19 protein-coding genes and 1 tRNA gene are annotated in these 25,184 nt (G+C 53.1%); 15 read left to right on the forward strand and 5 right to left on the reverse strand.

Annotated features, from left to right (window positions below):
- The first annotated feature begins 39 nt into the window (after positions 1 to 39).
- From BBD38_RS08750 to BBD38_RS08760, 3 genes are read left to right on the forward strand one after another with little or no spacing between them, the layout of a single operon-like run.
- Positions 40 to 474 carry an RbsD/FucU family protein gene (locus tag BBD38_RS08750; protein ID WP_066686903.1) on the forward strand — a complete coding sequence of 145 codons (435 nt, stop codon included), beginning with the start codon at positions 40 to 42 and terminating at the stop codon, positions 472 to 474.
- Between the two features lie 22 nt (positions 475 to 496).
- On the forward strand, positions 497 to 1,582 hold the full coding sequence (locus BBD38_RS08755; protein WP_066686905.1) for an iron-containing alcohol dehydrogenase: 1,086 nt from the start codon (positions 497 to 499) through the stop codon (positions 1,580 to 1,582).
- An 18-nt stretch (positions 1,583 to 1,600) separates the two neighbouring features.
- Entirely contained in the window at positions 1,601 to 2,614 is a 1,014-nt protein-coding gene (locus BBD38_RS08760) for a hypothetical protein (RefSeq protein WP_066686907.1), read from the forward strand.
- Positions 2,615 to 2,699: 85 nt separating this feature from the next.
- On the opposite strand, the gene BBD38_RS08765 is transcribed toward BBD38_RS08760, so the two are convergent.
- Entirely contained in the window at positions 2,700 to 3,869 is a 1,170-nt protein-coding gene (locus tag BBD38_RS08765; protein WP_066686909.1) for an iron-containing alcohol dehydrogenase, read from the reverse strand.
- 249 nt (positions 3,870 to 4,118) lie between these two features.
- On the opposite strand from BBD38_RS08765, the gene BBD38_RS08770 reads away from it, so the two are divergent.
- The 4 genes from BBD38_RS08770 to BBD38_RS08785 all read left to right on the forward strand — a co-directional run bounded on the left by BBD38_RS08770 (position 4,119) and on the right by BBD38_RS08785 (position 9,426).
- Positions 4,119 to 5,858 carry an ABC transporter ATP-binding protein gene (locus tag BBD38_RS08770; RefSeq protein ID WP_066686912.1) on the forward strand — a complete coding sequence of 580 codons (1,740 nt, stop codon included), beginning with the start codon at positions 4,119 to 4,121 and terminating at the stop codon, positions 5,856 to 5,858.
- Positions 5,851 to 7,587: an ABC transporter ATP-binding protein gene (locus tag BBD38_RS08775; protein WP_066686920.1), complete on the forward strand. Its 1,737-nt coding sequence runs from the start codon at positions 5,851 to 5,853 to the stop codon at positions 7,585 to 7,587. The genes BBD38_RS08770 and BBD38_RS08775 overlap by 8 nt, the downstream gene beginning before the upstream one ends.
- Before the next feature lie 142 nt (positions 7,588 to 7,729).
- Entirely contained in the window at positions 7,730 to 8,671 is a 942-nt protein-coding gene (gene srtB, locus BBD38_RS08780; RefSeq protein ID WP_147568125.1) for a class B sortase, read from the forward strand.
- 47 nt (positions 8,672 to 8,718) lie between these two features.
- Positions 8,719 to 9,426, forward strand: coding sequence for a hypothetical protein (locus tag BBD38_RS08785; RefSeq protein ID WP_066686926.1), 708 nt, complete (start codon positions 8,719 to 8,721; stop codon positions 9,424 to 9,426).
- A gap of 89 nt (positions 9,427 to 9,515) precedes the next feature.
- Here BBD38_RS08785 and BBD38_RS08790 read toward each other — a convergent pair whose 3' ends face one another.
- Positions 9,516 to 11,117 carry an ABC-F family ATP-binding cassette domain-containing protein gene (locus BBD38_RS08790; RefSeq protein WP_066686929.1) on the reverse strand — a complete coding sequence of 534 codons (1,602 nt, stop codon included), beginning with the start codon at positions 11,115 to 11,117 and terminating at the stop codon, positions 9,516 to 9,518.
- Between the two features lie 91 nt (positions 11,118 to 11,208).
- On the opposite strand from BBD38_RS08790, the gene BBD38_RS08795 reads away from it, so the two are divergent.
- Entirely contained in the window at positions 11,209 to 12,258 is a 1,050-nt protein-coding gene (locus BBD38_RS08795; RefSeq protein ID WP_066686931.1) for an FkbM family methyltransferase, read from the forward strand.
- Between the two features lie 132 nt (positions 12,259 to 12,390).
- On the opposite strand, the gene BBD38_RS08800 is transcribed toward BBD38_RS08795, so the two are convergent.
- From BBD38_RS08800 to BBD38_RS08810, 3 genes are read right to left on the reverse strand one after another with little or no spacing between them, the layout of a single operon-like run.
- Positions 12,391 to 13,557, reverse strand: coding sequence for an ABC transporter permease (locus tag BBD38_RS08800; protein WP_066686934.1), 1,167 nt, complete (start codon positions 13,555 to 13,557; stop codon positions 12,391 to 12,393).
- Positions 13,554 to 14,228 (reverse strand): ABC transporter ATP-binding protein, encoded by a 675-nt coding sequence (locus BBD38_RS08805; protein ID WP_066686936.1) that lies wholly within the window; start codon positions 14,226 to 14,228, stop codon positions 13,554 to 13,556. The genes BBD38_RS08800 and BBD38_RS08805 overlap by 4 nt, the downstream gene beginning before the upstream one ends.
- Positions 14,229 to 14,243: 15 nt before the next feature.
- On the reverse strand, positions 14,244 to 16,508 hold the full coding sequence (locus BBD38_RS08810; RefSeq protein WP_066686938.1) for an efflux RND transporter periplasmic adaptor subunit: 2,265 nt from the start codon (positions 16,506 to 16,508) through the stop codon (positions 14,244 to 14,246).
- Positions 16,509 to 16,676: 168 nt separating this feature from the next.
- On the opposite strand from BBD38_RS08810, the gene BBD38_RS08815 reads away from it, so the two are divergent.
- The 7 genes from BBD38_RS08815 to BBD38_RS08850 all read left to right on the forward strand — a co-directional run bounded on the left by BBD38_RS08815 (position 16,677) and on the right by BBD38_RS08850 (position 25,178).
- A tRNA-Leu gene (locus BBD38_RS08815) sits at positions 16,677 to 16,763 on the forward strand.
- Between the two features lie 520 nt (positions 16,764 to 17,283).
- A complete protein-coding gene (locus BBD38_RS08825) occupies positions 17,284 to 18,684 on the forward strand; it encodes a glycoside hydrolase family 3 N-terminal domain-containing protein (protein WP_082989575.1) in 1,401 nt (466 codons plus the stop codon).
- A 121-nt stretch (positions 18,685 to 18,805) separates the two neighbouring features.
- A complete protein-coding gene (locus BBD38_RS08830) occupies positions 18,806 to 20,293 on the forward strand; it encodes a hypothetical protein (RefSeq protein WP_066686943.1) in 1,488 nt (495 codons plus the stop codon).
- Between the two features lie 296 nt (positions 20,294 to 20,589).
- The gene (locus tag BBD38_RS08835; protein ID WP_066687067.1) at positions 20,590 to 21,519 is read left to right on the forward strand and encodes a glycosyltransferase family 2 protein; all 930 of its coding nucleotides are present in this window, start codon (positions 20,590 to 20,592) and stop codon (positions 21,517 to 21,519) included.
- Positions 21,512 to 22,867 carry an ArnT family glycosyltransferase gene (locus BBD38_RS08840; RefSeq protein WP_066686945.1) on the forward strand — a complete coding sequence of 452 codons (1,356 nt, stop codon included), beginning with the start codon at positions 21,512 to 21,514 and terminating at the stop codon, positions 22,865 to 22,867. Before BBD38_RS08835 ends, BBD38_RS08840 begins: the two co-directional genes overlap by 8 nt.
- Before the next feature lie 17 nt (positions 22,868 to 22,884).
- The gene (rffA, locus tag BBD38_RS08845; RefSeq protein WP_066686949.1) at positions 22,885 to 24,030 is read left to right on the forward strand and encodes a dTDP-4-amino-4,6-dideoxygalactose transaminase; all 1,146 of its coding nucleotides are present in this window, start codon (positions 22,885 to 22,887) and stop codon (positions 24,028 to 24,030) included.
- Positions 24,027 to 25,178, forward strand: a complete 1,152-nt coding sequence (locus BBD38_RS08850) for an ATP-grasp domain-containing protein (protein WP_066686952.1) — start codon at positions 24,027 to 24,029, stop codon at positions 25,176 to 25,178. Before rffA ends, BBD38_RS08850 begins: the two co-directional genes overlap by 4 nt.
- Positions 25,179 to 25,184: the final 6 nt, after the last annotated feature.

The raw sequence follows: 25,184 nt of genomic DNA on the forward strand, positions 1-25,184 counted from the left end.
CCTCAAAATAAAGAAAATTAAAAAAGGAGTGTTGTTATCATGTTGAAGAATATTCCGGATATTATTTCACCAGAGCTTATGTATGCGCTCATGAGTATGGGTCACGGCGATGAAATCTGTTTTGGCGATGCAAATTTCCCGGCAGATTCCATGGGCCAGCGGGTCATCCGCGCGGACGGCCATAAAATCACGGAGCTGCTGGACGCGGTGCTGCAGCTTTTTCCGCTGGATGCCTTTGTGCAGAAGCCGTGCGTGCTGATGGACGCCCCGGTCGGGAACGAACCGGCGGTATGGGGAAAATATGAAAAAATTATTCGCGAAAACGATTTTGCAGGCGGTTTTAAGCACGGATTTGAAAAAATGGAGCGCTTTGATTTTTACGACCGCGCCAAGGAATGCTATGCAATCGTCGCAACGGGCGAATACGAGGGGTATTCAAATATTATTTTGAAAAAAGGCGTGATATTCAAATAAGTCCGGCAGGGAGGAAAGCGTAATGGAATTCCAATTGCAGGTTCCTACAAAAGTGATCGTGGGAAAGGATTGCGTCGGCAGGAATGGCGCTTTGTTTTCGTCGTTTGGAAAACGTGCGGCAATTATCAAGTCGGGATCGGCGGGAAAAAACGGCGCGCTGAGTGATGTTGTAAAGGCGCTCGAAGGACAAGGAATTTCCTACCATGTGTGCGGTAACGTGCCGCCGAATCCTTCGCCGGAGGATGTCGCGGCGCTGCTTGGCTATGCGCCGGGCTTTGATTTTATCATAGCGGTCGGCGGGGGCAGCGCGATGGATGCGGCAAAAGGGGTGGCCGTCCTTGCGGTAAACGACCTCCCGCCTATGGGCCTGTTTGATAAAAGCTATGCGGTAAAGCCGCTCCCGGTTGTTGCGGTTCCCACAACATGCGGCACGGGAAGCGAGGTTACGGCGATATCCGTGCTCGAGGTTGGCGATACCAAGAAATCCTTCCTCAGCCCCGACCTGTTTCCTGCGGCGGCTTTGCTCGATGCGAAATATTTAGAAACACTGCCCGCGCAAGTCGCGGTAGATACGGCGCTTGATGCGCTTTCGCATTGCGTGGAGGGCTACCTGATCCAGGATTCCTGGGCGACGGAGCTGTTCGCGGAACGTGCGTTCGCCAATTTTGCAGCTTACAAAGACGCGCTTTACAAACGTGCCTTCTCCGGGGACGAACTCGAGCTGATGCTTTTCACGGCGACGCTCGGCGGCATCGTCATCAGCATGGCGGGTACGTCCGCCGTCCATACCATCGGCTATCCGCTTACCGTCCGGAAGGGCATCCCGCATGGCCGTGCCTGCGCGTTTACGCTCGGGGAGTATGTGGCGTTTTCTTACGATACGAAAAAAGAGAAGATCGACCGGATGTGCACGCTTCTCAAAGTCAATGGAGTAGAGGGCTTCCAGGAAATGATACGCGGCCTGCTGCCCGGAAAACTGGAAATCAGCAGGGAAGAGCTCGAACAATATACCGATATTTCCGCACAGGCTGCAATCGGGAAAAAGAATACAAAGCCGATCACAAAAGGCGATATTTTGAATATTTATCTTGCCTCGCTGCTTGGCTGATCTTGAAAAGGGGAAACCATGAACAAATCGTTAGGAGAAGTGTTCCGCTCGGCGTGGAGCACAACAAAAAATAATTTTGTACCGCTGCTTGTGGGAATTCTGGTTTATACGGTTCCGACGATGGTGCTGTCGCTGATTGCGACGTCGCTCCCGCCGGTGGCGGCCGGCGCGGGCCTTGCGGTGGGGCTGGAACTATGCGTGCTTTTGTATGTGATTTTTATTTCCCCGCTTTATATGGGATATATCACATCCGTCCTGCGCACATGGCACCTTACGGGTACGCCCGCCAAAATGCCTACCGCGTGGGCGGCGGCAAAGGCCAATTACGGGCGGTACATGACGACCCTGCTCGCGACCGTGGTCATCTCGTTCGCGGCGATTTTAATCATTGCGCTCATTTCGTCCGTTGCAATTGTCGGCTCCGTGTTTTCATCCGCGGGAAACTTTTACGGCAGTTCTATGGCCCCCCTTATGGTGCTTTCGGCCATGATGCCCGCACTGGTCGTAATGGTTGTGCTGATCCTGTTCTACACGTTCTGCCTCAGCTTTGTCCAGTTTATCCCCGGCATGGAATTCCCCAGCGGCTTCCAGGCGGTGTTTAAGTCCTTCCGTTATATTTTCCGGGGGAATTTCTGGAAGAACCTCGGGCATACGCTTATCATCGGGCTGATTACCGTAGGAATTGAAATGGCGGTTATCCTGCCGTTCTATATTCCTTATTTTTCGGCCATTCTGGCCCCGGGTGCGACGCTTTCGGATATTACGTATGCAAGCACGCTGCTGACGGCAATAATGCCGCTTTATACGCTGCTGATTACAGTTCTCGGGATTTTCCTGCAAACCTTCACTACCCCGTATATGTTCGAGGTTTACGTAAACGCCAAAAATGTATGCGACGGGAAGGATTCGCAGCAAATGCAGCGGACCTATGGCGACCCGTATACCAATTTTACGCAGCAAAACGGCAACATGCAGCCGCCTTACGGCGGGGGGCAGAATCCGCCGCAGATTCCGCCGGATAACAGGAGATAATCAAAAACGCCCCTTTAAGGGGCGTTTTTTCAGCCGGACAAGTGAAAAAATACCCTGCCATAATCCGGCAGGGTATTTCTCTTTTTTAGAATTCCACGTCGTTTCCATAGAAAGCGCAGTCGAGAACCTTGCGCATTGCGGCGACGTCCGTTTCGCGCGGGTTGCTGCCCGTGCACGGGTCGGTCGTTGCGTTTTCGGCAATAAAGTCCGCGACCTTCCTGTAGTCCTCCTCGGTCACTCCGTTCTCCTGGTACGACTGCCTGATTCCCAGCTTTGCATTCAGGGCTTTGATTGCGTCCACGAGGGAATTGATAAGCTGGCGGTCCGTTGCTCCCGGCAGGCCGAGCGCCCTTGCGATGTCCGCAAAGCGTTCCGGAACAGCCTTTGCGTTATATTCGATTACGAAAGGCAGCAGGATTGCATTGCAGCGGCCGTGCGGGATTTCAAATTGCGCGCCCGTTTTATGGGCAAGGGAATGACAAATTCCCAGAAGCGCGTTCGAGAACGCCATACCGGCCATGCATTGCGCAATATGCATTTCACCGCGGGCCTCCTCGTCGCCGTTTACAGATGAAATAATGTTTTCATAAATCATCTGGATCGCCTTTAAAGCCAGAGCGTCGGAAATGGGGCTGTGCAGCGCGGCGACATAAGCCTCGATTGCGTGCGTAAGCGCATCCATGCCCGTATCGGCCGTCAATGATTTCGGCATGGTGAGCGGGATGCTGCTGTCGAGGATGGCGATATCCGGCGTAATCTCAAAATCCGCCAGGGGATATTTAATTAATGTTTTATAATCCGTAATGACGGAGAACGCGGTCACCTCCGTCGCAGTGCCCGAGGTGGAAGGGATGGCGACGAAAATTGCCTTTTGGCGCAGCTTGGGCATTGTGAACGGGTCCTTAATATCGTCAAACGTTTTTTCCGGATGCTCATAGAACACCCACATTGCCTTTGCCGCGTCGATGGGGGAGCCGCCGCCGATGGCGACAATTACATCCGGCTCGAATTCCCGCATCGCTTCCGCGCCGCGGTAAACGGTTTCTACGGACGGATCGGGCTCGACGCCCTCAAAGAGCTTTGTCTTGAGTCCGGTGTCGTGCAGGATGTCTTGCAGCTTATCGAGAAACCCGAATTTTTGCATCGAGCTTCCCCCCGTTACGATAATCGCCTTCTTGCAGCCCTTAAGGCAGGAAAGCTCGCTTATTGCGTCGGGTCCAAAATAAAGGTCGCGTGGGAGTGTAAATCTTGCCATAATAAATTACTTCCTTTCTATACTTTGTAAATTCTTACCGTGGTATTGGTAACCACGGAATACATTTTTCTCACAATTTTCATTGTACTATTTGTTAAATAAATATCAATCTTTGTTTTGCAGACCTCAAACAGGGCGTTGCGCATTGGTTATATTTAATATGGTAAAAAGCGGAAGCGGAAGAAAAATGTTACAAGGTATGCATTTTGTGCTAATATAGTATTGTTTGAAAAAAGTAAGGAAATGCCTATGTGGAAGCTTGCCAAATATCTGAAACATTACAAAAAAGAAGTGATTCTGGGACCGGCCTTTAAGCTTACGGAGGCCATCCTGGAATTGATCGCGCCCCTTATTATGGCAAATATTATCGATGTGGGAATCAGGAATTCCGATTCGGATTATATCCTGCGGATGGGCGGGCTGATGATCCTGATTGCAGCGGTCGGGCTTTGCTGCGCGCTCATATGCCAATATTTCGCGGCCAAAGCGTCGCAGGGCTTCGGCACTAATCTGCGCAACGAGATGTTTTCCCATATTGCTTCGCTTTCGCATGCGGAAATCGATACCCTGGGCACGCCGTCGCTGATTACGCGCATCACCAATGACGTGAACCAGCTGCAGGTGGCGGTGGCAATGCTGATCCGCCTTGTAATCCGTGCGCCCTTCCTCGTGATCGGCGCCACCGTGATGGCCATGATGATTGATTTCCAGATGTCGCTTATCTTTGTCGCCGCCGCGGCCGGGATTGCCGTAGTGCTGTACCTGGTTATGTCGCGGTCCGTGCCGTTTTACCGGGCGATCCAGAAGCTGCTGGACCGTATTTCGCTGGTTACGCGGGAAAATTTGGCGGGGGTGCGGGTCATCCGCGCATTTTCCAAACAGGAAAAGGAGCAGGAGCGTTTTGACGAGGGAACGGACGAACTGAAAAAGGCGTCGGTGCGCGTGGGAAAAATTTCCGCCCTGCTGAATCCGTTTACCTACCTGATCGTTAATGCCGGCATTATTGCGATCATCTGGTTCGGCGGCGGGGCGGTCAATACGGGCGCGCTCGAGCAAGGCCAGATTGTCGCGCTCGTGCAGTATATGACGCAGATACTGCTTGCGCTGATTGTCGTTGCAAACCTGGTCGTCATTTTCACGAAGGCTTCCGCATCCGCCGCGCGTGTAAACGAAGTGCTCGAAACGCAGGCGAGCGTGGCAGACGGGAAAAATGCCCCGGAAAATGCGGATAAAGGCGCGGACATCCCCAAAATCGAGTTTCAAAACGTATCGTTTTCTTACGGCGGGGATGAAATGGACCTCGAAAATGTTTCCGTAAAAATTATGCGCGGGCAGACCATCGGCGTAATCGGGGGCACGGGTTCCGGAAAATCGACCTTTGTAAACCTGATCCCGCGTTTTTACGATGCAAGCAAAGGACGCATACTCGTCGACGGCGAAGACGTACGCGAATATCCCTTTTCCGTGCTGCGCGGGCAGATCGGCATGGTGCCCCAGCAAGCGGTGCTCTTTTCGGGAACGGTACGGGAGAACATGCGCTGGCGGGACGATTCCGCGACGGACGACGAAATCTGGGCGGCGCTGCGGACTGCGCAGGCCTGCGGGTTTATTGAAAAATTCCCGCAAAAACTGGATACGCCTGTTTTGCAGGGCGGTAAAAATCTTTCCGGCGGGCAGCGCCAGCGCCTTACCATTGCGCGCGCTCTCGTGGGCAGGCCGGAGATACTGATTCTTGACGACAGCGCCTCCGCGCTCGATTTCGCAACCGACGCAGCGCTGCGGGAAGCGCTCCGGGAATACGGCAGGGAAATTACCGTCATTATGGTGTCCCAGCGGGCGACTACCCTTAAAAATGCGGATAAAATCATTGTATTTGACGACGGGCAAGTGGTGGGCGTGGGGACGCACGAAGAGCTTTTTGAGACAAACGCGGTTTACCGCGAAATTTGTCTTTCCCAGCTTTCGGAAGGAGAGGTGCGGCATGGATAAAAACGTGATAAAACGCCTCGCCGGGTTCCTTAAACCATATTACGGCTACCTGGTGCTCGCCCTTGCTTCCGCGGTAATCAGCGTTGCAATGTCGCTGTGGGCGCCGGTGCTGATCGGCGGCGCCGTAGACCTCATCGTCGGACCGGGAAATGTGGATTTTCCCGGGATTGTGTCGATCCTCATAAAAATCGGCGCGGCCATTGGGCTGTCCGCATTATTCCAGTGGCTTATGACGCGGTGCACCAACCATGTAACCTATTTCGCGGTGCGCGACCTGCGCGTGCGCGTATTTGAAAAGCTTAAAACAGTTCACCTGAAATATGTTGATTCCCATGCGCACGGCGATCTCATCAGCCGTGTTGTAAACGATATCGACCAGATATCGGACGGCCTGCTGCAAGGCTTTGCACAGCTTTTTACCGGCGTGGTCACCATTGTGGGAACGCTGCTTTTTATGCTTTCGATTAACGTAAACATCACGCTTGTGGTCGTCCTCATCACGCCGTTATCCCTGGGGATGGCGGCATTCATCGCAAAAAAATCTTTCCACCTGTTCCGCGAACAGGCCGCGGTGCGCGGCGAGCTCAGCGGATATGTGGAAGAAATGGTGGGGAACCAAAAGGTAGTAAAAGCCTTTGGCTATGAAAAAGAGGCGCAGAAGAAATTTGAAGAAATCAACGAAAGGCTGCAAACGAGCGGCGTCAAATCACAATTTGCTTCCTCGCTTACGAATCCATGCACGCGCTTTGTGAACGCAATCGTATATGCGACGGTTGGAATCGTGGGTGCGCTTACCGCAATCAGCGGGGGAATTACGATCGGGCAGCTTTCGAGCTTCCTGATTTATGCAAACCAATACACCAAGCCGTTCAATGAGATTTCCGGCGTGGTAACGGAGCTGCAGACGGCGTTTGCGTCCGCCCGGCGGGTATTCGAGGTTTTGGACGAACCGTCAGAAACGCCGGATGCGCCGGGTGCCGCCGTAATGGAAAGCAGCGGCGGCAGGGTAGAAATCGAGGACGTGTCATTTTCCTATGTGCCGGACCGGAAGCTGATCGAGGGGCTTAACGTTTATGCACAGCCGGGGCAGCGGATTGCCATTGTGGGGCCGACGGGCAGCGGAAAGACGACGATCATCAACCTGCTGATGCGCTTTTATGATGTGGATAAGGGAACAATCCGTGTTGACGGAACGGATATCCGCCTGATAACGCGTAATTCAATGCGCGCCCTGTACGGCATGGTTTTGCAGGAGACGTGGCTGTTTGCAGGCAGCATCCGGGATAATATCGCGTACGGGAAGCCGGACGCGACAGAGGAAGAAATTATTGCGGCTGCAAAGGCGGCGCATGCGCATGGCTTTATCCGCAGGCTCCCGGATGGGTATGATACGATTATCGCCGAAGACGGCGGCATTTCCCAGGGGCAAAAACAGCTCCTGTGCATCGCGCGCGTCATGCTGACGCGGCCGCCGATGCTGATTCTCGACGAGGCGACCAGCAGCATTGATACGCGCACGGAAATGATGATCCAGAGCGCGTTTAGCAAGCTGATGAAGGGGCGCACCAGCTTTGTGGTGGCGCACCGCCTGTCCACCATCCGCGAGGCGGATTGCATCCTTGTGATGAACGAGGGCAATATTGTGGAGCAGGGAACCCATAAAGAACTCATGATGCAAAACGGCTTCTACGCCAATCTTTATAACAGCCAGTTCGAGCAGGTAAAATAAAAAATTTCCATACAGAGTCTTGGAAATATATGTAACCCTTGACTTTCGTTTTTTACCGGAATAAAATAAATGTATCCCAGTAAGGTTTTGCATATTATCGAATTACCAGTATGATGGTTTCTATTATTCAGCAGTGTTATTCGTGAAAATTCGTGAATTTGAGGAAGAGATGGCCAAGCAAATCAGCAGCACCAATTCGAATGCCGAGCCCCATAGCGAAACACCGCAGCCCCCGGGCGCTCCCAAAAAGAAAAAATTTTTTGTTTGGATTGTAATCGCGGTAATTTGTATTACCGTTATTGTGGCGTGCGGTTTTCAGCTTGGGCAGGCAGGCCGGGAAAGGCAGCGGAATGAGCAGGTAAAAGAACTTGCGGGGGAGGCGCCGTCCTCCGTCCGGCCAAAGTCGGCTAAGACCGGGGAACCCGAAGCCTCTGCCTCAGCGACTTCCACGCCGTCCAAAAAGACCATTTATTATGGAAAACAAAAAAAAGAAAATGAACGTGAAATTAATTTCACAGAGCTGTCGGAGCAGAATCCTGATACGGTTGCATGGCTGGAGGTCCCCGGAACGAATATCGATTATCCGGTTGTGACAACAACAGACAACGACCATTATCTTCATTATGATTTTCTGGGGAAAAAAAGTGAGCATGGGGCAATCTATATGGATGTGTCCTGCGATTTGAACTTTGAGGACCCTGTCAGTATTTTTTACGGGCATAATATGAAGGACGGCACCATGTTTGCGGACCTGCACAAATTCAGCGATCCAGAATTCCTAAAGGAACATTCGCTTATCAAAGTCTATACGCCGGAAGGCGAAATGGATTACCGGATTTTTGCAGTGTATAAAAATGACGACGGCCACCTTTTAAGCGGGAGAAATCTCAGGAACCCGACGCTGTACCAGGAGTTCCTGGATGAAATTGCGGCCAAGGAAGGGCCGGACGCGCAGGTTGATATGACAGGCATATCGATCCGGGATTCGCTTTTGACGCTTTCCACCTGCGTGCGCGGGGAAGATGAAAACCGCTTTGTCATCCAGGCGGTGTTCATAGCGCCGGAAGGCGCAGGGGATAATTAAATACGTATCAATTCCGTGTAAACGGAAATAATAAAGGGGAAGAAGAAATGAAAAAAATTGTAGGAATTATGTTGGTTTTGGTAATGGTTCTCGCTTTTGCAGTACCGGCTCTTGCAGAGCCTGTGGATTTGGAGAATGGGTCGAGCTTCGACATTTATGTTCCCGACCCGGATAATCCGGATGTTGCGATTCCCGCGGATGAAACGAACCTGGATGTTTTCTATGAGGAACTGACGCCGGAGGCGGACGAAGCGCTTACCAGCATTGCGGAAGGCGTTGTAGAGGCAGATGAAGATGTGGATGAACCCGACGAAATCAAACCGGTCGTGGGCGTGGAAGCCGGGCTTGGAACGTATGACGAGAACGGCGAGATGGTTGGCTGGGAAACCTATACGGGCGGCGGCTATTTCACCTTCTGGGATGACAGCATTAATTCCTATGATCTCGTACAGATCATGCAGACCTGGGAAGACGAAGACGGCGGATGGTACAATATGTATGATGCGGCCTACGATGAAAGTGACGGCTCGTGGAACATCTGGGTCGACGATATCGGTTACTTCTCTTATTATGTGGCGTTGATCCAGCGCGGCGTAGCCCCGGAGGAAGCGGCGGAACTGGCCCAGGAGCAGGCGCAGAAATCACCTAAAACAGCGGATAACGGCGCAGGTGAGGGGCTTCTCCTTATCATCATGGCCCTCGGAATTGCAGGCGCCGCGGTTTCGATTAAGAAAGTGGCAGGAATGGCAAAATAAGATAAGCAGGCAGGCGGAAAGCCCTTGATTGTACGGAAAAATAAGACTCCCTCATTTATTTTGAGGGAGTCTGTTTTTTTGCCCGAAATTTAATAAATATCGCCGCCGCCGTATTCCTCGATAAATTCATCATAAGTTCCCAGCCGGTCAATCAGCCCATCCGGCGTGAACCGGATAATACGGTTGGCAATGGTGTTTATAAACTCATGATCGTGCGAAGCAAACAGCACCGCGCCTTTGAAATCCGTAAGGCCGTTGTTTACCGCGGTGATGGATTCGAGGTCAAGGTGGTTGGTCGGCTGGTCCAGCACAAGCACGTTCGAGCCAAACATCATCATACGCGAAAGCATACAGCGTACGCGTTCTCCTCCCGAAAGCACATCCACCCGCTTGAAGACGTCCTCGCCCGAAAACAACATCCGGCCACAGAAGCCGCGCAGGTAAGTTTCCGTCGTATCCTTCGAATACTGGCGGAGCCAATCGAGGATATTCAGGTCACAGCCGTCAAAAAATGCCGAATTGTCCTTTGGAAAATAAGATTGCGAGGTGGTGCCGCCCCACTTGAAGGCGCCCTCGTCCGGCTCCATTTCCCCCATCAAAATCTGGAACAGCGTGGTTGCGGCAATTTCCGTATCGCCGAGAAACGCAATCTTATCCTCCCGGTTCATGCGGAAGGAAACATTGTTCAATACCTTTTCCCCGTCGATTGTCTTGGACAGGCCCTCCACAACCAGCACTTCCTTGCCAATCTCCCGGTCCGGGGCAAAGCCTACGAACGGATACCGGCGGGAAGAGGCGGGCATTTCTTCAAATTCCAGCTTTTCGAGCAGCTTTTTACGCGAGGTTGCCTGGCGTGATTTTGATTTGTTGGCCGAAAAACGCTGGATAAAGCTTTGCAGCTCCTTGGCTTTTTCTTCGCTCTTCTTATTCTGTTCGCGCAGCATTTTCTGGATCAGCTGGCTTGATTCGTACCAGAATTCGTAATTGCCCACATACATTTTGATTTTTCCATAATCGATATCCACCATATGCGTACATACCGTATTGAGAAAATGCCGGTCGTGCGATACGATGATAAGCGTCCCTTCATAATCGAGCAGGAAGTCCTCCAGCCAATGCACGCTTGCCACATCGAGGTGGTTGGTCGGCTCGTCGAGCAGTATAATATCAGGTTTGCCAAACAAAGACTGCGCGAGCAGCACCTTGATTTTCTCATTATCGGGCAGGGAAGACATCGTTTGGTAAAGGATATCCTCGGAGAGTCCCAGCCCCTGGATCAGCTTGGATGCATTGGTTTCCGCTTCCCATCCGTCGAGCTCCGCAAATTCCGCTTCAAGCTCGCCCGCGCGGATGCCGTCCTCTTCGGAAAAATCCGGCTTCGCATAAAGCGCATCCTTTTCTTTGGTAATCTCCGCCAGGCGCGGATTTCCCATGACGATGGTGTCCAATACCGTAAGATCGTTATATGCGAAGTGGTCCTGCTTCAAAACGGACATGCGCGCGCCCTCCTGGATATGCACGTCGCCCGTGGTGGAATCGAGGTCGCCGGACAGGATGCGCAGGAAAGTAGATTTGCCCGCGCCGTTCGCCCCGATAATTCCATAACAGTTTCCGGGTGTGAATTTGAGGTTTACCCCGGAAAACAGGTTCGTTCCACTGAAATTCAAACTTAAATTTGTAACCGTAATCATTGCTTGCTCCTTTTTTGCCCAAGTCCGTCCATTATACCATAAAACCGGGAAATATGGTAAAATAGACATATTAATTTCACAGAAGGCAGTTATGGATTTAAGAGAAAATATTTCCCTGTGGGAGCGGCTTAAGCGGACAGGAAAACCGGTTGTGCTCTATGGCATGGGAAACGGTGCGGACAAAATACTGGACGAGCTTACGCGGCGCGGGATAAAAGCGGCGGGTGTTTTTGCGAGCGACGGGTTTTGCCGGGGGCAGGTATTCCGCGGCTTCCCGGTCGTCAATTATGAACAGGCGCGCGCCAGGTTTGGCCAAATGGTCGTGCTTATCGCCTTCGGGACGCAGCTTCCGGAGGTAATGGACAGGATCGGGAGAATCGCGCGGGAGCAGGAGCTCTATGTGCCGGATGTGCCCGTTTATGGCGGCGGCGTATTCGATATGCGCTATTATGGGGAACACGAAAGGGAGCTGCAACAGGTTTATGATATGCTGGCCGACGATCCTTCCCGGGCAGTTTTCCGGGATATGATCGATTATAAGCTGAGCGGAAAGCCGGAATACCTGTACCGCTGCGAAAGCAGCCCCGGTGAAGCATATGAAACCATCCTGAAACTGGGGGATGACGAGTGCTATGTCGACGCAGGGGCCTATACGGGCGATACGGTACGCGATTTTTTGGAGGCCGTGGACGGCTATGAAAAGATTTTTGCAATCGAACCGGACGCGAAGAATTTTGCCAGGCTCAGGAATGCGACGGAGGGCATTGGAGGCGTTACCTGCCTGAATGTGGCGGCCCATGAAAAAGAGGGCGAACTCCTGTTTGCCCAGCGCGGCGGGCGAAATTCCGCGGCTTCGGGGAAAGGGAGGGCCGTTCCCGCGAACAGCCTTGATAACCTTCTTGCGGGGCAGCGCGTCACCTATATCAAGTATGATGTGGAGGGAGAGGAGGAAGCGGCCCTCAAAGGCACGGAGCGTATCATCCGGGAACAAAAGCCGAAGCTGCTCGTTTCCGCGTATCACAGGAATGAAGATATATTTCGCATTCCGCTGCTGGTAACCGCATTGCGGCCGGATTATCAAGTATACCTGAGGCATTTCCCCTGTATTCCCGCGTGGGATACCAATTACTATTTTGTATGATGAATAAGACAGCAAAGGGGCCGGAACAGGATTCCGGCCCCTTTCATATTACATGTGGCAGCGAGGTGCGCTGCAGCCCTTCTTAGGGCCCCGTACGGGCCTGACGGAGCCGGGTCGAAATGCGTTGCGGCGTTATTCGGTCCGCAGCGCTTCAATCGGCGGCATTTTCGCGGCCTTGTTCGCGGGGTTGATACCGAAGATCACGCCGATTGCCATGGAGAAGAAAACGGCGAGCAGGGCGACGCCCGCGGACATCGTATAAGCCGTATCCATCGCGGCGGAAAGGATGGAAAGCAGGAGCCACGAAAGCCCGAGGCCAACCAGGCCGCCGAGTGTGCTCACAACCAGCGCCTCGATCAGGAACTGGAGCAGGATACGCTTCCGACCCGCGCCGATGGCCTTGCGGATACCAATTTCCCGCGTACGCTCCGCTACGGATACCAGCATGATGTTCATGATTCCGATCCCGCCGACCAGCAGCGATATTCCGGCAATCCCACCGAACATCATGGCCATGGTGTTTGTAATGGAATCCATGGATTCGAGGATAGTGGATTGGTTCATCACAGAAAACGCATCCTCGTCCTTGAACCGGGACATAAGCTCTTTTGTAAGGTCTGCTTCCGCCGTGTTCACCAGCTCGCTCGACTGCGCGGCGGCTGTAAAGGAGGTCACGCCGGAAATGTAGAACATGCGCTGCGCCGTGGTGTAGGGAATGATGATGTTGCTGTTTTCACTGCCCATCAGCGACTCCCCCGCGTCCGCAAGCACACCGACGACAAGGAAGCTGCGGCCGTCTACGGAAATCGTTTCGCCCGTAACATCCGTCCGCCCGAAAAGGTCCTCCGCCACATCGCTTCCCACGACGGCGACTGCGGAATTGTTGCTCACATCCGGGGACTTGATGAAACGCCCGGACTGGAGGGACAGGTCATTGATGTCCGCATAGGCCGAAGTGGTCCCGACGACCGCGGCGGTGGTGCTTGTGTCGCCGGCTTTCAGCGTGGCGTTCTGCGTTGCCGTGGGCGCGGCATAGCCAATGCTTTCATATTCATCCGGAAGACCTGTGATATCGCCCACGGAAAGCGGCTGGTAACGCGAGCTTGTAACGGTAACGGAAAGCGTTTCCGCGCCCAGGCTCTCGAGCTCTCCCTGGACGGAATTTGTGGCGCTCGAAACGATGGACACCAATACCACTACGGCCATAATACCGATGATAATGCCAAGCATCGTAAGAAAGGAACGCATTTTGTTTGCCGCAATAGAGGCAAATGCCATGCGGAATGATTGTAAGATCATGATGCGGTGTCCTCCATTACCTGTCCGTCAAGGATGCGCAGGCGGCGCCCGGCCTTCCGGGCGATCCCGTCGTCGTGGGTGATGAGCACAATAGTGTTGCCGTTTGCGTGCAGCTCATGGAATAAATCCAATATCTCCGCGCCTGTTTTATGGTCAAGGTTTCCCGTCGGCTCGTCCGCGAGGATGAGCGAAGGAGCGGTGACGATGGCACGCGCGATGGCCACGCGCTGTTGCTGCCCGCCCGAAAGTTCGGACGGGCGGTGATCCATGCGCTCGGCAAGGCCCATGCGGATCAGCGCTTTTTCAGCGCGTTCCCGGCATTCCTTCCGGGGAACGCCCTGGTAAACCAGGGGCAGCTCCACATTTTCGAGCGCCGTATTTTTGGGCAGTAAATTGAAATTCTGGAATACGAAGCCGATTTTAAAATTGCGTACCCGCGTCAATTCATCCTCCGTATAATCCTCGATGGCCTGCCCGTCGAGGAGATATTCCCCGCCGTCCGCCGTATCAAGGCAGCCAATGATGTTCATCAATGTGGATTTTCCGCTGCCCGAGGGGCCGATAATCGCTACAAACTCGCCGTCGCGGATGGTCAAAGTCGCATGGTTCAGCGCGTAGAGCTCTTCATTTCCAATGGTGTATATTTTTGAAACGTTTTTCATCTGGATCATGAAAGCCTCCTTTCCTCAGCCCATGGGTCCGCCGCCCATGCCCATTCCGCCGCCATCCGGAGGCATACCGCCGCCCATGCCGCCGTCCGGCATTGCGCCGCCCATTCCGCCCATGCCCTGCATCATCGTCTGGGCGGATTCGTCGGAGGTGTTTTCCGTGTAAACCACCTGCTCGCCCTCGGAAAGCCCGGAGGTAATCTCAACATTGGTGCCGTCGGAAAGTCCGGTTTCCACCACGCGCCGTTCGCCAAGCCCCTCTTCGCCGTCCCCGGCGATGTATACAAATTGCTCGCTGCCCATTTCCTGAAGCGCGTCAAGGGGAATCAGCAGTACGTCTTCACTGGTGGCGATGGAAATGGTTGCGGTCGCGTTCATCCCCGCAAGCGCCCCGGACCCGGAAATGTCGTCAAGCGTGATCGTCACCGGATAGGTGGTCACGCCCGACTGCGCGGTTCCCGCGGTTGAAACCTTGGTTACCGTTCCGTGGAAGGAATTATCCGGGAGCGCATCCAAAACAACCGTCGCTTCCTGTCCGGGTGTAATCGTAAGGATATCGAGCTCGTCCACATTGACGGTGAGGGAATTGGCGTCGCCGGTCTGGATCGTGAACGCGGTCTGGAGAAGCGTTTCCTCACTGTCCGAGGAAGACGAATCGGCTGAGGAAGCGGTGGACACCGCCGCCGTCCCGGAGCCGGACACGCCGGTGGATGCGCCGCCGGAGGAAGAGCCGGACGGCATACTGCCGCCGACAGCTTCCTGCCCGGTATTGTCCTGCACGGCACTGCCTGCGGCGGACGGCTGTTCCTGCTGCACATCCGCCGCTTCCGTTGCGGCAAATATTGCGCGGAAGGAGAGCGTATTCCCCTCGGCTTCCGCACTGACACTAAGGTTTTCGACGGCCGCGCCCGTAACGTTTACGGCGGCGTCCGGTGCAAAATGATAGCCGGAGGCGGCCGTGAGCGTTACGTTTGCCGTATAGGCCGTACCCGCTTCAAATTTTGCCCCCGCAGGTTCCCAGGAGATCGTGCCGGTATACCCGCTTCCCGGCATGATTGTGCTCTGCGGCGTGCTGCCGATAACCGGGTTGTTGATGAAAATTTCAATGCTTCCTCCAAGTTCGGCAGCAGTTCCCGAATTTGCGGGAACAGTATCATCTGTCCCGGCAAGCGCGGCGGAAAGAAGCTGTATAGAGCCGTCCGTATCCCCGGAAAGGGCGGATACGGCCTTTGCGGCGGATGCGGTGGATTGCGTGCCTGTGGAGGACTGGGACGACGAAACGCCGGAGGCGCTCACGGACACCTCGCCGATCGTCCCGGCGTTTTCAGCTATGATGGAATTGGTTTGCGCATACTTAAGCAATATGCGCAGGGCTTCTTCATATTCCGTGCGTTCCGTAAGCAGCGCTTGATATTCGCGGGTTGCCGCAGCCTCCGTGAGCGTAAACAGCGTATCGCCGCTGTCAACGCTTTCATTGAGGGAAACGTCTACGCTTTCCACGGTGCCGGAGCCGCCGAGGACCGTGATCGGCGCGTTGATTTCCAGCGTTCCCGAACCGAGCGGTACGTCCTCCAGGGATACGGTGACGCTGTCGCCGTAGGCAGGGCCGTTATCCGTCAGGGTAACGGTGCAGGATTCCGCGGAAAGGGAACTCACGGTTCCTGTTTCCGTACCGCCGTCGGGCAGAGTGACCTCTACCTCTGTGCCCACGCCGAGGCCGTCCATGGAAGAAGGAACAAATGTAACCTTCATTTTCCCGTCGATGGAAATTACGGCCAGCGAGCCGTTCTCATCGATTATGCTGCCCGTATTGCCGCCCTCCGCTGCAAAAATTTGCTTGACGCGTCCGCTGACGGAGGAAGTGATGGTTTCGGATTCCGTATCATCCTTGGCGTCATCGATTTCCGTGTCGAGGGAAGAAAGCTTATCCTGGACATTCACGATTGCATTTTGGAGGGAAGCGGCGTTTAACGTCGCGAGGGTATCCCCCACGGCTACGGTGTCGCCGGCCTCCGCCAATACGGACTCCACCGTAACGCCGGAGGGAAGCTTTATGCTTACGGCGTCGTCCGCGGCAAGGTTGCCCGAGCCGACTACGGTGGTTTCAATCGTTCCTTTTTCCACGGCTGCGGTACGCACCGCGGCTGCTATTGACTGCATATTCGCGCGGGAAAGGAACTGCGGCAATAAGAAAACCGCCAGCAAAACGCCGGCAGTAACGACAGCCGCCACAATGATCCATTTCTTTTTCGTCATTTTTCTTGTTTTCTCTTTCGTGCCCATGAAAGCCTCCTGGATTTTTCATTATTGCGATATTCTGAGTATGGAAGTTTTATGTGAAAACGGCATGAAGTCCATGTGACGAAGGACTAAAAGTTTTGGACAGATCGCCCGCCGGACCAATTGACTTTTTTCATTTGCCATGCTATTATTTGTAGGTCGACTTTCCATGCCGAAGTGGTGGAACTGGCAGACGCGCTGGACTCAAAATCCTGTGGTAGCAATACCGTGTGGGTTCGATTCCCACCTTCGGCACCACGTCGGAGTAAGCTCCGCGGACGAAACCCCGCGCAAATGCGCGGGGTTTTTGTCTGCTGCGCTGCTCCTGCTGTGCATACCTTCCGCTTGCTAAACGCTTCTCGTTTAGAGCGTCAGGCATCCTCTTTCCCGCTAAACTTATTTCGCCAACGCTCCATTCGAGTTCGGCGGGGGGCGCGGCAAGCGGCGTTAACAACGGTCATGCAAACGCATGGCCCGTTTGTTTTGTGGCGCCGCTGTTCTTTTCCATGGGCAAACCATTCGGGCTTGCAGGGGCCCCGTTCCGCCTGAATCTGTTGAACCTTAAGGGGCCGCGGCGGGGGAAAGTCCGCTTCTTCTTGTTTTCCGGTAAACGGAAAACATCCGGCGGCCTTTCCGGCCCTGTGCCTTCGATTTATTGTGTTGTCCTCACCAACGCGCCACGGCGTGCCGGGACGACACGGAGGGAGCGGCTCTTTGGCGGTTATTTCGTAAGGCAATATGTGCTTTTTTGCATTCACATACTTGTGGGGGATATGAAATGAAAAAGACAATCACGGCTGTGTTTCTGTGCGGACTTTTTATCATGGCGGGATGTGCGGTACAGGAGGCAGAGGAAACGGCGGCGCCAACGGTGGTTTCCGCGCCCGTGGACAGCGTCTCCGGTCCTTCTCCTTCCCCGGAACCACAGGAGCCGGAAACGAAGACGGCTGCCGGAACGGTGCTGGCCGCGGATGATACCGGGTTTTCATTGGAAAATGACAACGGGGCGCGGCAGTCCTTTTCCTTCAGCGGGGAGGATTCCGGCGTGCCCCTGGTACGTACGGTTAAGCCGGGGGATACCGTCCGGGTAACGTACATGGAAAGCGGCGCAAAGCCTATTGTGCGGGACGTTGAGGTTACGCAGGACGCGCCCAACCCGCCTTTTAATTTATACGCAGGCCGCGCGGAAGAAATTTTGCAGGGCATGACCACGGAGGAAAAGGTGGGGCAGATGTTTTTTGCCCGCTGTCCGGAAGGGGATGCGGCCGCGGTTGCCGAAGAATACCAACCGGCGGGATATATCCTGTTCGACCGCGATTTCAAAGGAAAATCCAGGGATGAGGTAATCGGGAGCATCGAAAGCTGCCAGCAGGTTTCCAGGCTTGGAATGCTGATCGGCGTCGATGAAGAGGGCGGAACGGTAAACCGCGTCAGTAAATATGAGGAATTGTGCAGCGATCCGTTTTTATCCCCCCAGGAGCTTTACAGCGAGGGAGGAATGGAGCGCATCGTCAGCGACACGGCCGGGAAGGCCGAGGTGCTGAAAGGGCTCGGCATCAATGTAAACCTTGCCCCGGTATGCGACGTATCCGTAAATCCTGATGATTTTATCTATAAGCGGGCTTTCGGGAAAGATGCCGAAGAGACCGCGGGCTATGTGACGGCGGTTGTCCGGCAGATGAATGAAAGCGGGATTGGCTGTACGCTCAAGCATTTTCCGGGCTATGGCTCCAATACGGATACCCATACGGGCATCGCGCACGACACGCGGGATTACGGCTCCTTCCTGGAAAGCGATTTCCTGCCTTTTGCCGCGGGTATTGAAGAAAATGCCGGCAGTATACTCGTATGCCATAATATTGTAGAATGTATTGACGGGGAATATCCGGCGTCGCTGTCGGAAAAGGCGCACGATATTTTGCGTTCCGACCTCGGGTTTTCGGGGGTCATTATGACAGACGACCTTTATATGGATGCCATCCGGGACGAATATGGCGTCGGCGAAGCGGCGGTGCTGGCCGTACGGGCGGGAAACGACCTCATTTTAAGCTCGCAGTTTGAGGAACAGTACCAGGCGGTGCTGGATGCGCTTGGAGACGGCTCGATCAGCGGGGAGCGGATCGATGAGGCGGCAGGGCGCGTATTGTGCTGGAAATTATCGCTCGGAGTGATCGAATAGCACGGTTCCGCCAATAATAAAACGAGTTTTTTTTCGCTTTTTTCATTTTTTAATATTTCACTGCGGGAGTCCGGTTTATATATTAATGAAAAGGTGAATTTTAAAAGAGGGAATAACAAACATGACAAAACAACTGGTAACACCACTTGCGTATTTAATGGATATGCTGTATATCCAGGGAACCCAACTTGCAAAGGCTGTCCATGTAGACCGGACGATTATCAGCAGATGGAAAAACGGGCGCACAGAGCTCAATATGAAATCGCAGTATTTCAGCGACATTGTGGATGCCATTCTGGATATCAACGAACAGCAGGGAATTAAAACGTTAGAGCGCTTTTTTTCCTCTATTGACGATGTGGAAATCAACAGCAGGGATGAACTGTACGAATATGTTGCCCGTTGGCTTGTATCAAAAGACTTTGAAAAAAAATTCAAGGAACCGGATAACGGGAACAGCCTGTATAACGCTTCCTATAAAATTTACAAGGGTCCCTCGGGCAAGCGGGAGGCAATCCTGTACCTGTTGAAGGTGGCGGATTCCCTTCCGGGCGGCGAAACCATCTGGGGCTATGATGCGGATTCGCATATCTTTTACTCCGGTTCGCATCATTCTTCAACCTCCCAAAAGCTGTTCCTGGACGCGCAGAAGAAGGGACATAAGCTCAAGACAATGTTCTATATGAACCGTCCGGCAGAGCAAATTTACAATATGTCGGCCTATTGGCTTCCCATGTTGTTATCGCCGCAGATGGAGGCATATTATACGTACGACACAGAAGTTCCTTTTTATTGCTACATCTATGCAATCAAGGGAAAACTCGCCCTGGTGGGAACCAATCACAATGACAACACGGCGGATATGTATACCGCGGTGTATGACGATCCCATGACGGTGGCACAGTTTGATTTCTATCTGGAAAATCACCTGAAGAGCTTTAAGCCGCTGATGAAACAGCTCAGCCATAAGGATTTGTGTGATGATTTTAAGGAGAATGAAATAGCCGAGTTCCTAAAAAAAGATATGAACCAATATGTCAATGTCGCGTCGTCGCCCTTCATCACAATCAGCAAAGAGACGATTGAAAACGTTATTTTTGAGCTCGAGCTTACGCCTGCGGAAGAACGAAAGGTAATGCGTTTTTACCGGACCTGCAATGCAAATTCGAAGAAGTTCCTGTCGGAGAACCATTTCAGCCGTATTATTTTCAGCATGGAATATATCCATTCCCTGCTTCCGTCGCATAAGGTTGAAACGCCGGTTTTTTCGTCCCTGCTTGGAAGGAAAGCGGAGATATCGAGCAAATATATTGCGCGGGAAATCAAAATTTTTATGGATGAAATTAAAAATAACCCCACCGTGGAGGTGGCGCTGCTGCCCTATGGCACGACGGCCTTCCTTCCGGAGGTCAACCTGTGGGTCAAGGAAAATGCCATCGCCTATTTCTCACAGGCAGCCGACACGGCGGTTCGCGTACTGACGGATGAATTCCTGTCTGTGAATACATTTTATTCCATGATCGATAAGTATTGGGAACAGCTCCCGATCCAAAGCAAGGAAAAGGAGTGGGTGTACGACCAGATCACCCGCGCGGTCACCGGGAAATAAGCTCAAAAGGCCGGCAGGAGAATCCTCTTCCCGGCCTTTTTTGGTTCCGGAATTTCGAACTCCGGTTTCAGGACAATACAGGCGGGGTAATACCCAATAAAAAGCAAACGGGCCCTATTTGTTAAATTTTTATTAAAGTAGATTATAGGGGTGCTTTTTGTCACCAAAATGCGGTAGAATAGAAACAGGGCAAGGGGATTGAAACAAGGCCCGGCAGAAAAATGTGTCTTAAGATTAATGCGAAACGGGGGAAGTTTGGGCTTTTTCTGTTGCCCGGAAAAGCAAATGAATATTTTATGAAAAAATTATCGATAATTATTCCGGTTTATTACAATGAAGAAAATTTGAAGGACATGTATGCGGGCATGAAGGAAAAAGTGCTTGGCATCCTGCCTTGTGAATACGAAATTGTTATGGTTGACGACGGCTCGGGGGACGGCTCATACGGTATTATGGAAGAGCTTGCCGCGCAGGATAGCCGTATCACGCTTGTAAAGCTTTCGCGGAATTTCGGCGAGCATGCGGCGCTTCTGGCCGGGCTTAACCTGTGCACCGGGGATTGCGCCGTCAAAAAATCGGCGGATGCGCAGGAGCCTGCGGAATTGATCCTTAGCCTGCTGGAAAAGTATAACGAAGGAAACGACGTGGTACTGGCCGTTCGGGAAGACCGGAACGAGCCTGCCATGCAGCGCTTTTTTTCCAACCGGTATGCGTCCATGATGCGCAAATATGCGCTGCCGGGCATGCCGGAAGGCGGTTTTGACAGCTTCCTGATCGACCGCAAGGTGATCGATGTCCTGGTTTCCATGGACGAGCTCAATACGTCGTTGATGAGCCAGATATTGTGGAGCGGGTTTAAAACCGCCCAGGTGGGTTATACGCGGCTCGAGCGTAAAGCAGGGAAGTCCCGGTGGAGTTTTTCCAAAAAGGTAAAGCTGACGGCGGATTCCCTGCTGGGTTTCTCGACCGTTCCGCTGAAGGCAATCAGCGTTGTGGGCGGCATATCGTTTGCGGTCTCGCTTGTATGGCTGGTTTGCTATTTGATTTACAGCCTTGCTACGAAAACGCCGCCCGGAAGCCTTGCGGTGGTTATCCTGCTGTTATTCCTGCTGTTTGGCATGGCCATGCTGGCGATGGCAATCCTGGGCGGATACCTGTGGCGTACCTTTGACGCGGCACGGAACCGGCCGGTGTTCATCGTTGAAAAGGTGAAGCGGCATGAATGAGCTGGCGTCACGGAAGCGTTCGTTTGGGGATGTGGTCAGGCAGGAGCACTTGATTTTTATTGCGCTTGTTTTCGTGTTCTATTATTTGTGGAGCCTGGTTTTACCGCCAAATGTGGCGCCGGATGAAACAATGCGCTATAAAATCCCGGCTTTTATATACCAATACGGAACATTGCCGCATGGCGCGGACCCTTTGGTTCGGGACCCGCTGTGGGGCATTTCTTATGGCTTCACACCAATTTTGCCGCAAATAATCGGCGCGGGCTTCATGAAGATCGCCAGCCTGTTTACAACCAACGAATTTGCACTTCTCATGGCGGCCCGAATGGTGAGCGTGCTGAGTGCGACGGCAACAGTATGGATTTCCATAAAAATTTCCCGGGAACTGTTAAAGGGAGCGATCCGGTGGCTGTTTGTGGCGTTGGTTGCCTTTCTTCCGCAGTTTGTGTTCCTGGGCAGCTATATTAACAACGACTGCTTTGCGGTATTTTCAACGGCGATTATGTTCTACGCGTGGGTGCTGGGGCTGAAATATAAATGGCCGATGAAAAGCTGCATCCTGCTCGGGGTCGGCATGGGCCTGTGCGCAATGTCGTACTATAATGCCTACGGCTGGCTTCTCGCAAGCGTCGTTTTGTTTTTTATTTCCAATCTTGCGATGGACCGCGCGCGATGGAGGGACCGTCGTTTCCGCACGAAAATTTACGTGGTTGCGGGCCTGTTTGCAGCCATCGCCGCATGGTGGTTTATTCGCAGCTATATCATTTACAACGGCGATTTCCTGGGACTGAATATCACGGAGCATTACAAAGAACTGTATGCGATAGACGAGCTGAAGCCATCCACTGCGCTGACCATTCAGGAGAAGGGGATTCCCCTGATCGGCATGCTTTGGAATATGGAATGGGCGGCGACCACCTATTACAGCTTTATCGGCGTTTTCGGCTCAATGAGCGTATTGATTCCGGGATGGATTTATAAGGTGTACGCAGTTATCTTTCTGGCAGGATTGGTTGGATGTGTCGCGCGTTTTATCCAGGTCCTGAGAAAACGTGATGCGAACAGAGGGAAAAAATTGCTGGCGGGTATTTGCATGCTTCTTACCATGATCGTCCCGGTGGCGCTCAGCATATATTATTCCTATACGAGCGATTTCCAGCCGCAGGGCAGGTATGTTATGTCGATGCTGATTCCGCTGATGCTGTTTACTGCCATCGGGATTGAAACAATACTGAAATGGATTTTCAAGGGCAAGGGCGCGGCGGTGCCGGCCATTTTCCTCGCAGCCGGGCTTACGGCGATTACGCTTTACGTCTTCATCGGCGTTTACCTGCCGCTTTATCCATAAATTGAAAGGAATTTGAAATGATAAGCTTCAATGTCCCGCCGTGCGGGCCCAATAGTTTCAGGTATATCAAGGAAGCCGTGTTCCGGAGGCATACGTGCGGCGACGGGGAGTTTACCCAACGGTGCAGCCAGTGGATCAAGCTTAATTGTGAGATATCCAATGCATTCCTGACGACCTCGTGCACGCACGCGCTTGAAATGGCGGCCATGCTGTGCGGAATCGAAGCGGGCGACGAGGTGATTATGCCGGCCTATACCTTTGTTTCCACCGCGAATGCATTCGTACTGCACGGCGCGAAAATTGTGTTTGTGGATATCCGGCCGGATACCATGAACCTTGATGAAACGCTGGTTGAACAGGCGATTACCGAAAAAACGAAGGCCGTCGTGCCCGTACATTATGCGGGAGTAGCCTGCGAAATGGAGGCTATTACGGATATTGCCAGGCGCCATAACCTCATGGTTGTGGAAGACGCCGCACAGGGCGTAAAATCCACATACCACGGGAAGCCGCTGGGAACGTTGGGGGATTTCGGGTGTTTCAGCTTCCATGAAACAAAAAATTACAGTATGGGTGAAGGCGGCGCGCTTCTGTGCCACGGCTCCCGGTATACGGAGCGGGCGGAAATCATCCGTGAAAAAGGCACAAACCGCAGCAAATTTTTTCGCGGACAGGTTGATAAGTATACGTGGATGGACTGCGGGTCCTCCTACCTGCCCAGCGACATCAACGCCGCCTTTCTGCTGGGGCAGCTTGAAATTTCCGACGTAATCCTCCTCGACCGCATGAAAAGCTGGGAGCGTTACTATAACGGCCTGCTCCCGCTGGCGGAGGAAGGATTGATCGAGCTCCCGGTGATCCCGGAAGGCTGCACGCACAACGCCCACATGTTTTATATCAAGGCGAAAGACCTTGAGGAACGTACGGAGCTTATTTCCTTCCTGAAAAGCAGGTATATAGAAACGGCTTTCCACTATATTCCCCTGCATAACGCCCCGGCGGGGAAACGGTTCGGCGTGTTTGCCGGGGAAGACCGGTATACGACCCGCGAAAGCGAACGGCTGCTGCGCCTTCCGATGTACTACGAATTGCAGGAAGACGATGTTGACTATGTCGTTTCCGCCATACGCGAGTTTTACAGGAACCGGGAGACCCTTGTATGAAAAAAATTGTGGTTATTGGCGCGGGGGAATTCCAAAATCCGCTGATTATGCGCGCGAAGGAAATGGGATATGAAACGCATGTATTTGCGTGGAAAAGCGGAGATATCGGGGAACGTACCGCGGATTTTTTCTATCCGGTCAGCATTGTGGACAAAGAGGCCATTTTTCGGCAGTGCCGGAATATCGCGCCGGATGCCGTCGTAACCATTGCTTCCGACCTGGCGACGCATACGGTGAACTATGTCGCGCAAAAGCTTGGATTGCCCTGCAATGACGAAAAATGCACGGAATGTTCCACGAACAAATACCAAATGCGGAAAGCGCTGAAAAAAGCGGGCGTGCAAACACCGGAATTCGCGCTGCTGGAAACGCCGGAGAGCGTCGTTGGCCTTGATTTAGAGTTTCCTTTTATTATAAAGCCGACAGACCGCTCCGGAAGCCGCGGAATTGCAGAGGTACATACCGAAGCACAGGCCAGGGAAGCGGCGCGCGCGGCAATTGAATATTCGTTTGAAAAAAAAGCGATTGCGGAGGAACTGATTTCCGGGCCGGAATACAGCTGTGAATGTATTTCCGAGGGGGGAAAGCATCACTTCCTGGCGTTCACCCAAAAGGAAACGACGGGGCCGCCGCATTTTATCGAGACGGGGCATACCGAGCCGGCGGATATTCCGCCTGAATGGCAGGACGGAATCCGGGAGAAAATTTTCCAGGCGCTGGATGCGCTTCGGATTACAACGGGTGCGTCGCATGCGGAGTTCCGGTTATCCGAAGACGGCGATGCGCATATCATTGAGATCGGGGCGCGTATGGGCGGAGACTGTATCGGTTCCCACCTGGTGCCCCTTTCGACAGGATATGACTTTCTTGGAATGGTAATTGATGCCGCGGCTGGAAAACCGCTTGATATGACGGCAGGGCCGCATTATGAAGCGGCGGCAATCAGGTTCTTGTTTTCGCAGGAGGATGTGGAGGCCCTAAAAGCTGTTAAAGCGCATTGTCCCCGGGGTATCATTGAGGAAAGCCCGGTAAAGCGGGAGAATCTTTCCAGTGTGGAAGACAGCTCGACCCGCGCCGGTTTCTATATTATGGCCGGTTCAAAAAAAGAAATCGAACAGGTAATGCGGCTCACGGGAAAGGATGGTTAAATGCCA

It is taken from the genome of Christensenella intestinihominis, from assembly GCF_001678845.1.
Lineage (GTDB): Bacteria > Bacillota > Clostridia > Christensenellales > Christensenellaceae > Christensenella > Christensenella intestinihominis.